Annotated in this window: 4 protein-coding genes; all 4 read left to right on the top strand. The window is 62.3% G+C overall.

The genetic code is table 11. The annotated features are described in order from the left end of the window. Positions 1 to 69 precede the first annotated feature (69 nt). The 4 genes from BGN91_RS00475 (at position 70) to BGN91_RS00460 (ending at position 9,560) form a co-directional block, all read left to right on the top strand. Positions 70 to 819: an outer membrane beta-barrel protein gene (locus BGN91_RS00475; protein WP_292610002.1), complete on the top strand. Its 750-nt coding sequence runs from the start codon at positions 70 to 72 to the stop codon at positions 817 to 819. Positions 820 to 1,274: 455 nt separating this feature from the next. Then, positions 1,275 to 4,250, top strand: coding sequence for an excinuclease ABC subunit UvrA (gene uvrA / locus BGN91_RS00470; protein WP_292610001.1), 2,976 nt, complete (start codon positions 1,275 to 1,277; stop codon positions 4,248 to 4,250). Between the two features lie 206 nt (positions 4,251 to 4,456). Continuing rightward, positions 4,457 to 4,963 carry a BA14K family protein gene (locus BGN91_RS00465; protein ID WP_292610000.1) on the top strand — a complete coding sequence of 169 codons (507 nt, stop codon included), beginning with the start codon at positions 4,457 to 4,459 and terminating at the stop codon, positions 4,961 to 4,963. 787 nt (positions 4,964 to 5,750) lie between these two features. Next, positions 5,751 to 9,560, top strand: coding sequence for a vitamin B12-dependent ribonucleotide reductase (locus BGN91_RS00460; RefSeq protein ID WP_292609999.1), 3,810 nt, complete (start codon positions 5,751 to 5,753; stop codon positions 9,558 to 9,560). The last annotated feature ends 902 nt before the right edge of the window (positions 9,561 to 10,462 follow it).

Here is a 10,462-nt window from a genome sequence, read left to right as displayed (position 1 = left end):
GCATCTAACGAATTCAGGCTGCTACAGACGCTCGCGTCCAGACGAACTTGAAATTCCCGGGGATTTGAAATGAACAAGCTACTGATTGGCGCTGTGGGTGCTCTCGCAATTGGTCTCAGCGCCGCGCCCGCCGCTGCGGCCGACCTCGCCCCGCGTCGCTACACCAAGGCTCCTCCGATGGTTGCCGCGATCTATGATTGGAGCGGCTTCTACATCGGCGCGAACGGCGGCTGGGGATCGAGCAGGAATTGCTGGGACCTGACCTTTCCGGCCGTAGCCAACGAAGGTTGCCATGATGCGACCGGCGGAACGGCTGGCGGCCAGATCGGCTATCGCATGCAGTCCAATGCGTGGGTGTTTGGCCTTGAAGCCCAGGGCAACTGGGCGGACCTGAACGGCCGCAACCTCAGCGCATTTAATCCGCTATACACCAACGAGACCCGCGTGGACGCGTTCGGCCTGTTCACCGGTCAGATCGGTTACGCCTGGGATGCTGCTTTGCTTTACGTGAAGGGCGGCGCGGCGGTGACGTCCAACCGCTATCGGAGCCTCGTGACCGCAACCGGAATTCCGGCGGCCAGCAGCGCCAGTGACACCCGTTGGGGTGGCGTGATCGGCGTCGGTCTCGAATATGGCTTCGCGCCGAACTGGTCGCTCGGCTTCGAGTACGATCATATCTTCACGAACAGCGCCAGCCACGACTTCCTCAACAATGCTGGCGGGTTGTTCGCAACTGACAACATCCATCAGGATGGGGTGGACCTCGTCACCGCGCGCATCAACTACCGCTGGGGTGGCCCGGCCGTGGCGCGGTACTGATCACATCTGATCCGAACATCTTTTGGAAAATGACGAAGGGCCGGCTTTTTGCCGGCCTTTTTGTTTGAATGCGGCCAGCGCCTCCGGGTTCGGAAAGAGCAGACGGGCAGCCGTGTCGATGCGGCCGGACTATCCGCACGGCGAAATCGTTGATGATCGCTGCCGCCTCTGGAAATATCCCATCGTTCTATCTACGTTCCAGAGATAAGCCACACACGGCGCTAGTGTCCCGACTCCGAAGTTCGCATGTCCTTGCAGCAACCCTTCGATGCGAGTGTCGGAATCAATGGGACACCGGCAACCTTATGATTCTAGTGTGGTTTGGGTTCAGAAATTCGCTTGAGGGGCTCGCCGAGACAATGAAGCGGACCTCCGAACCACCACACTAGCCGGGGATTTCGCCCGGTGCGGCGCACCCCAACGCGGCGCGACTTTCGCGCCCGGAAAAGCCTGTCATGGACGAAGTCATCAAGGCGAAGCGGCAACAACCAGGTTCCGCCACGCGCGCCATCACGATCCGCGGCGCGCGCGAACACAACCTCAAGAATGTCGACCTGGAAATTCCGCGCGACAAGCTGGTGGTGTTCACCGGCCTTTCCGGCTCCGGCAAGTCGTCGCTGGCGTTCGATACCATCTATGCCGAGGGCCAGCGCCGCTACGTCGAGTCGCTGTCGGCCTATGCGCGCCAGTTCCTGGAGATGATGCAGAAGCCGGACGTCGACCAGATCGACGGGCTGTCGCCGGCGATCTCGATCGAACAAAAGACCACCTCCAAGAACCCGCGCTCCACCGTCGGCACCGTTACCGAGATCTACGACTACATGCGGCTGTTGTGGGCGCGCGTCGGCGTGCCCTATTCGCCCGCAACCGGACTGCCGATCGAAAGCCAGACGGTGTCGCAAATGGTCGACCGGGTGCTGGCGCTGCCCGAAGGCACCCGGCTCTATCTGCTGGCGCCGGTCGTGCGCGGACGCAAGGGCGAATACCGCAAGGAGATGGCGGATTATCTGAAGAAGGGCTTTCAGCGCGTCAAGATCGACGGCGCGTTTCACGAACTCGCCGACGCCCCGGCGCTCGACAAGAAATTTCCGCACGACATCGACGTCGTAGTGGACCGCATCGTGGTGCGGCCCGACATCGGCCAACGGCTGGCGGAAAGTTTCGAGACAGCGCTCAAACTGGCCGAGGGGCTTGCGGTGATTGAATATGCCGATGCGCCACCAGCAGCCACGGACGAAAAGAAGTCCGACAAGAAGACTGCGAAGATTCACGACAAAAGCGGGCCCGAACGCATTCTGTTCTCGGAAAAGTTCGCCTGCCCGGTCTCCGGCTTCACCCTTCCCGAGATCGAGCCGCGGCTGTTTTCGTTCAACAACCCATACGGCGCCTGCCCGAAATGCGGCGGCCTCGGCGTCGAGCAGCATGTCGATGAAGACCTCGTCATTCCCGACAAGGAACTGACCCTGCGCAAGGGCGCGATCGCGCCGTGGGCAAAATCGTCGTCGCCATATTATCTGCAGACGCTGACCGCGCTCGGAAAATTCTACAAGTTCACGCTGGATACCAAATGGAAGGACCTGCCGAAAAAGACGCAGGCCGCGCTGCTGCACGGCTCGGGCGACGCCGAGATCAAGTTCTCATATGAAGACGGCGTGCGCTCCTACGATACCAAAAAGCCGTTCGAGGGCGTTATCACCAACATCGAGCGCCGCTTCCGCGAGACCGAGAGCGAATGGGCGCGCGAAGAGCTCGGCAAGTATTTTTCCGACGTGCCATGCGACGCCTGCAAGGGTTATCGGCTGAAGCCCGAAGCGTTGTGCGTCAGGATCGGCGGCAAGCACATCGGCGAAATCAGCCAATTGTCGGTGCGTCATGCCGGCGAATGGTTCGAGACCGTTCCGAAAATGCTGTCGCCGCAACAGAACGAGATCGCCGGCCGCGTGCTCAAGGAGATACGCGAGCGGCTGTCGTTCCTGCTCGACGTCGGCCTCAACTATCTGACGCTGTCGCGAGCGTCCGGCACGCTGTCCGGCGGCGAGAGCCAGCGCATCCGGCTGGCTTCGCAGATCGGCTCGGGCCTGACGGGCGTGCTCTATGTGCTGGATGAGCCCTCCATCGGCCTGCACCAGCGCGACAACGCGCGCCTGCTCGACACCCTGAAGCGGCTGCGCGACCTCGGCAACACCGTGATCGTCGTCGAGCACGACGAGGACGCCATCCGTCTCGCCGATCATGTGCTCGACATCGGTCCCGGAGCCGGAATGCACGGCGGGCACATTGTGGCGCAGGGCACGCCAGCAGATATCATGAAGAATCCGCAGTCGCTGACCGGCAAATATCTCACCGGCGAACTGGCGGTCGATGTGCCAGAGCGGCGGCCGCCGAACCATCGTCGCACGATCAAGGTGGTCAACGCGCGCGGCAACAATCTCAAGAATGTCACCGCCGAAGTTCCGCTCGGCCTGTTCACCTGCATTACCGGCGTCTCCGGCGGCGGCAAATCGACGCTGCTGATCGACACGCTTTACAAGGCGATCGCGCGCAAGCTCAACAATGCGAGCGAAGCCGCCGCACCGCATGATCGCATCGAAGGACTGGAGCATATCGACAAGATCATCGACATCGATCAGTCGCCGATCGGCCGCACGCCGCGCTCCAATCCCGCGACCTATACCGGCGCCTTCACGCCGATCCGCGAATGGTTTGCCGGCCTGCCGGAATCCAAGGCGCGCGGCTACGAGCCTGGCCGCTTCTCGTTCAACGTCAAGGGCGGACGCTGCGAAGCCTGCCAGGGCGACGGAGTCATCAAGATCGAGATGCACTTCCTGCCCGACGTTTACGTCACCTGCGACACCTGCAAGGGCAAGCGTTACAACCGCGAGACGCTGGAGGTGTTGTTCAAGGGCAAGTCGATCTCGGACGTGCTCGACATGACGGTCGAAGAAGCCGCCGAATTTTTCAAGGCGGTGCCGCGCGTTCGCGAAACTTTCAAGACGCTGCACCGCGTTGGCCTCGACTACATTCATGTGGGCCAGCAAGCCACCACGCTATCGGGCGGCGAAGCGCAGCGCGTCAAGCTCGCCAAGGAGCTGTCGAAGCGCGCGACGGGACGCACGCTCTACATTCTCGACGAGCCCACCACGGGCCTGCATTTCCATGACGTGAAGAAGCTTCTTGATGTGCTGCACGAGCTGGTGGCGCAGGGCAACTCCGTCGTGGTAATCGAACACAATCTGGAGGTCATCAAAACCGCCGACTGGGTGATCGACCTCGGCCCCGAAGGCGGCGACGGCGGCGGCGAGATCGTCGCCTGGGGACCGCCGGAAGACATCGTGAAAGCGCCGCGCAGCTATACCGGACAATTTCTGAAGCCGGTGCTGGAGAAAGCAGGAAAGCCGAAGCGACGGGATGCGAGCGAGGCGGCGGAATAACGCGATCAAACCCTGTCGATCCATCAGGGTTCATCAATAGTATCTTGGCCGTCTGTCATCCATCGCGGATGCTGGCTGCGATGGAGAGTCGCAGCACAAGAGAGCCGGATGACAATTCCGTAACTCCGAATTGCGGAACTTGCTTTGCATTGCCACGTTGGAATTCAAGGCTCGATACACCGGAATCACGATACGGAGTTGAAAATATGTTGAGTTTCAAACCAGTATTAGCCGCGGCTGTCATTGCGCTCGCAGTGCCGCTGGCCACGACCTCGCCGAGCTTCGCCCAGACCAAGGCCCAAGCACCCGGCGGCGCCGGTTTCCATATGGGCGGCCACGGGGGCGGCGGGCATATGGGTCATGGTGGCGGCGGGGGTGGTCACATGGGCATGCGACCGGGCGGTGGTGGCGGCCGACATTGGGCTGGCGGCGGCGGCTGGCAGGGTGGACACTGGCATGGCGGCCACCGCTGGCGCGGGGGCGGCTACTATGGCGGCGGCTTCTTTCCGGGCTTCGTCGTGGGCTCGGCGATCGGCAGTTCGTTCGCCAGTCCGTATTACTACGATGACTCCTATGGGTACTATGATGACGGCCCAACCTATGAAGTCGCTCCGAGCGGCGATGTCGCGTATTGCCAGCAGCGGTTCAAATCATACGACGTGCGTTCGGGCACCTATCTCGGCTACGACGGTCTGCGTCATCCCTGTCCCTAACGCAACTTAGAGTCCGTGGGTCGTTACCCTACCCTTCATCCAATCCAGAAGCGGTGCCTTGGCACCGCTTCTTTTTTGATTCGCATAAGGGCGATGCGCGATGATTCGAATCGGCTCCAGCCAGCCCGGACATGGGGGAAAGTCGTGCGGAATCGATCGCCAGAATGGCGTTATTGCCCTTCCCTGGAAGGAAGCTTGCCCGCTCCTGAGCGAGGAGCTCCGAGTCGCTGGAACGCAACCCCTCACGATCAATAAATAGTTGTCCTTGTGAACAGCGTGAGAAGCTCTGCTCTACAGGCCCGTCGCGGATTCTTTCGTTTGGGAATCCTTGAGGACTCACCGATACTTGACCTTGTCCCAAGGCGAGCCAACCCTTGGTTTTCCTCTCTTTCCACCATATTTAGTATTTCATTGAGAAATGAATACTAATCCTTGACGGATCGGAGGGGATTGCCTTAGCTTTTGATCCGCTCGGCGTGCATGTATCCGGGTTACGCCGAGGCTCCCTCAAGGGTTTCATATTGACCACTCCGTCGCCGGTTCAGCGGACGGGGCGCAGGGATGTCTGCCTTGGCGACAAGACGTTTGGGGACGTCAAAAACGGGCCGAAACGGCTCGAGTCGCAGCGTGAGGCGTTAGGAGTATGATCGGCCGCGGAGCCAACTCCGCCCTGCTCATGCCCCGGAGGCCAAACGGCCGGGATCACGCGGCCGAACTGCGGACCAAGTCCGCGAATGGAAATCGCCGATGCCGCTGAAACGGCGCGGTCAGTTACGGGGCAAGGGACATGAAATTCGAACGGCGCTACACCAGGGACGACCGATCACCCTATGCGGAGATCGATTTCCGGCTGACGACGAGCGAGATCCGCAATCCGGACGGCTCGGTGGTGTTTCGCCTCGAGAACGTCGAGGTGCCGGAATTCTGGTCGCAGGTCGCCTCCGATGTGCTCGCGCAAAAGTATTTCCGGAAAGCGGGCGTTGCGGCGCGCCTGAAGAAAATCGAGGAAGAGACGGTCCCCTCATGGCTGTGGCGTTCGGTGCCCGACACGGAGGCACTCGCCGCCCTCCCCGAGGCCGAGCGTTTCGGCGGCGAAACATCATCCAAGCAGGTGTTCGATCGGCTTGCCGGCTGCTGGACCTATTGGGGCTGGAAAGGCGGCTACTTCAGTTCGGAAGATGACGCGCGCGCCTTCAATGACGAACTGCGCTACATGCTGGCGCGCCAGATGGTCGCGCCGAACTCGCCGCAGTGGTTCAACACCGGCCTGCACTGGGCCTATGGCATCGACGGCCCCGGCCAGGGCCACTACTACGTCGACTTCAAGACCGGCAAGCTGACCAAGTCGAAATCCTCCTACGAGCATCCGCAGCCGCACGCCTGCTTCATCCAGGGCATCGAGGACGACCTCGTCAACGAAGGCGGCATCATGGACCTGTGGGTGCGCGAGGCGCGCCTGTTCAAATACGGTTCAGGCACCGGCTCGAACTTCTCGCGGTTGCGCGGCGAAGGCGAACGTCTCTCGGGCGGTGGCCGCTCCAGCGGACTGATGAGCTTCCTCAAGATCGGCGACCGCGCGGCGGGCGCGATCAAGAGCGGCGGCACCACGCGCCGCGCCGCCAAGATGGTGGTGGTCGACGCCGATCATCCCGACATCGAGCAGTACATCGATTGGAAAGTGCGCGAGGAGCAGAAGGTCGCGGCGCTGGTCACCGGCTCCAGGATCAACCAGAAGCACCTCAAGGCGGTGATGCGCGCCTGCGTCAACTGCGAGGGCTCGGGCGACGACTGCTTCGTGCCGGAGAAGAACCCCGCATTGCGCCGCGAGATCAAGCTCGCCCGCCGCGCGCTGGTGCCCGACAACTACATCAAGCGCGTCATTCAGTTCGCCAAGCAAGGCTACAAGGATATCGACTTCCCGGTCTACGATACCGACTGGGACTCCGAAGCCTATCTCACCGTCTCCGGCCAGAACTCCAACAACTCTGTGTCGCTGAGGGACGACTTCCTGCGCGCGGTCGAGACCGACGGCAATTGGAATCTGATCGGCCGCACCAACAAGAAGGTGACGAAGACGCTCAAGGCGCGCGAACTGTGGGAAAAGATCGGCTACGCCGCCTGGGCCTCGGCCGATCCCGGCCTGCACTTCAACACCACGATGAACGACTGGCATACCTGCAAGGCGTCAGGCGATATCCGCGCGTCGAATCCGTGTTCGGAATATATGTTCCTCGACGACACCGCCTGCAATCTCGCCTCCGCCAATCTGCTGACGTTTTACGATGTCGCCACGAAGCGATTCGACGTCGAGGCGTACGAGCATCTGAGCCGGCTGTGGACCGTCGTGCTGGAAATCTCGGTGCTGATGGCGCAGTTCCCGTCCAAGGCGATCGCGGAGCTGTCTTACGAATTCCGTACGCTGGGCCTCGGCTTCGCCAATATCGGCGGCCTCTTGATGACCATGGGCCTGTCCTATGACTCCAAGGAAGGCCGCGCGCTGTGCGGCGCGCTGACCGCGATCATGACAGGCATCGCCTACAAGACCTCCGCCGAGATGGCCGGCGAACTTGGCGCCTTCCCCGGCCACAGGAAGAACGCAAGCCACATGCTGCGCGTGATCCGAAACCATCGCCGCGCCGCGCTTGGTCAGGCCTCCGGCTACGAGGCGCTCGCCGTCAATCCGGTGCCGCTCGATCATGCCTCCTGCCCGCAGCCCGAACTCGTCGCCCATGCGACCAAGGCGTGGGACGATGCGCTCGCGCTCGGCGAGCAGCACGGCTATCGCAATGCGCAGGTGACGGTGGTGGCGCCGACCGGCACCATCGGCCTGGTGATGGACTGCGACACCACCGGCATCGAGCCCGACTTCGCACTGGTGAAATTCAAGAAGCTCGCCGGCGGCGGCTACTGGAAGATCATCAACCGCGCCGTGCCGGAAGCTCTGCGCGCGCTCGGCTACCGCGAAAGCGAGATCGCCGAGATCGAGGCTTACGCGGTCGGTCACGGCTCGCTGTCCAACGCACCGGGCATTAACATGTCCACGCTGAAGGCCAAAGGTTTCACCGACGACGCCATCGCGAAGGTAGAGAAGGCGCTCCCGACCGCATTCGACATCAAGTTCGCCTTCAACAAATGGACCTTCGGCGAAGATTTCATCCGCGACACGCTCGGTATCGACGCCGAGGCGCTGGCCTCACCGGCCTTCGACCTGCTTGCCGCCGTCGGCTTCACCAAGCGCGAGATCGAGGCCGCCAACGTGCACATCTGCGGCGCAATGACGGTGGAAGGCGCGCCGCATCTCAAGGCCGAACACTATGCGGTGTTCGACTGCGCCAATCCCTGCGGCAAGATCGGCAAGCGCTATCTCTCGGTGGAGAGCCACATCCGCATGATGGCGGCGGCGCAGCCGTTCATCTCGGGCGCGATCTCCAAAACCATCAACATGCCGAACGACGCCACGGTGGAGGACTGCAAGTCCGCCTACCTGCTCTCCTGGAAATTGGCGCTGAAGGCCAACGCGCTCTATCGCGACGGCTCCAAACTGTCGCAGCCGCTCAACTCGCAGCTCATCGCCGACGACGATGACGACGACGATGCCATCGAGGCGCTGCTGGAGAAGCCGATGGCCGCGCGCGCCGCCGCCGTTTCCGAGAAGGTGGTGGAACGGCTGGTCGAGCGCATCGTGGTAATGCGTGAGCGCGAGAAGATGCCGGACCGGCGCAAGGGCTACACTCAGAAGGCTGTCGTCGGCGGACATAAGGTTTATCTCCGCACCGGCGAATACGACGACGGGCGCCTGGGCGAGATCTTCATCGACATGCACAAGGAAGGCGCGGCGCTGCGCTCCTTCATCAACAACTTCGCCATTGCTGTTTCATTGGGCCTGCAATACGGCGTGCCGCTGGAGGAATATGTCGACGCCTTCACCTTCACCCGCTTCGAGCCCGCGGGGCCCGTGCAGGGCAACGACTCGATCAAGTACGCGACCTCGATCCTCGACTATGTGTTCCGCGAACTCGCGGTCAGCTACATGTCGCGCTTCGATCTCGCGCATGTCGATCCCTCGGAGTCCGGCTTCGACGCCATCGGCAAGGGCGTCGCGGAAGGCAAGGAGCCGGAAGGCCAGCAGGCGACCCGCTACGTCTCCAAAGGCCTGACCCGCTCGCGCACCGACAACCTCGTCGTCATGCGCGGCGGCGGCGAGGCGCGCGGATCGTCTCCCTCTTCCGCTGCCAGCGAAGGCGGCGCAAGAAGCGGGTTTTCCTCTCCCTCGACGCTCGCCGGAGAGGGTCGGAGCGGAGGCTCAAAGGTCACCGCCCTCTCCTCCTCGCACGCGGGCGACGCGACGGAAGGCGCGGTCGCGCTGAAGCAGGAGACCGAGCAACACGACCTCTCGCCGACCGAGCGGCTGGAGCACCAACAGAAAAGCAAGACGGCCGCGCACTCGACCGCGCCGACCAAGGCCGAGCGCCGCGCCGAAGCGAAAGCAAGAGGCTATGAAGGCGAGATGTGCTCGGAGTGCGGCAACTTCACGCTGGTGCGCAACGGCACCTGCATGAAGTGCGATACGTGCGGCAGCACGACCGGGTGTTCGTGAGTTAGCTCGATGAGCGAGTGTGAGTGGAATCATAGTTTTTCCGCACTGACCCAATGCACTTCCGCAAATGGAAGGAAAGCATTGCCGTAGTAAGGAATGAGTGCCGTCCAACGACCGAACGGGCCCGCATTGGGCTATGCGAGTCCGTTTCTTTTAGGGCTCGCTGATTGGGAAGCTAACTTTTCTACGGGATTATCGCAGATTGTCTGAGGTGTAACGTAGCGCGCGATTGCAGCCATTCGTCGCCTAGCTCGACGTCGCGGCACTGAGTGAAAACAAGAAAGATTGGGGGGCGAGCTTCGGCTCGTCCCCCAATCTGGCGCAACGAACGAACCATGAATCAACTTTGAGACGCACAGTGACGGGCATGGTGAGACCAGAGAGGATGGGCAATCGTCGGAGGAGTCGCGCACCGCGCGGCGCCGGAGATCTGCTCACCGATCAGCAGATTGTTGCAGCCGGCGTACTGGCAACGGCCGGCGGCTCGCCCCCCACAGCACGTTCTGGACTTTGTTCGGGATGGACTTGCTCGGAACCTTCTTCGCTGCCGATCGGCGCGCCGTGCTCGGCTGCGGATCGGTCGGCGCGCCGGTCGCGCACGCTCTCGCCCGATCCGGTGCGCCCAGGGACGTCGCATCCCCATCGTCTACGGCTGGACAGAGCCTCACGCGGCGGCCGGCCACGCGATCGCGATCTCCGCCCCGGGCGACAGTCTTCGTGCAGGCCTCGACACCTCTACGGCAGTCCCCATCTGGTCGCCGTGAGATGGGCGCAGGATCCTCGCCGGCACGAACCGGCGTGCAGAGCGGCATTCGCCAGGCGCGCAGTGGTGGAAGCCGCCGGCGGCACATGGAGCGACGAACTGCGTGCTATCGCGCCTAACGTGCTCGATGGCGCCACGA

The sequence above is a fragment of the Nitrobacter sp. 62-13 genome, from assembly GCF_001896955.1.
In the GTDB taxonomy this organism is placed as follows: Bacteria; Pseudomonadota; Alphaproteobacteria; order Rhizobiales; family Xanthobacteraceae; genus Nitrobacter.
Note: the sequence above shows the minus strand (reverse complement) of the source record. Positions and strands in the feature narration are given on the sequence as shown.

Excerpts from the sequence above, each read along its gene's own strand:
- BGN91_RS00460 (WP_292609999.1), top strand. The coding sequence starts at position 5,751 with ATGAAATTCGAACGGCGCTACACCAGGGACGACCGATCACCCTATGCG.
- BGN91_RS00475 (WP_292610002.1), top strand. The coding sequence starts at position 70 with ATGAACAAGCTACTGATTGGCGCTGTGGGTGCTCTCGCAATTGGTCTC.
- BGN91_RS00465 (WP_292610000.1), top strand. The coding sequence starts at position 4,457 with ATGTTGAGTTTCAAACCAGTATTAGCCGCGGCTGTCATTGCGCTCGCA.
- uvrA (WP_292610001.1), top strand. The coding sequence starts at position 1,275 with ATGGACGAAGTCATCAAGGCGAAGCGGCAACAACCAGGTTCCGCCACG.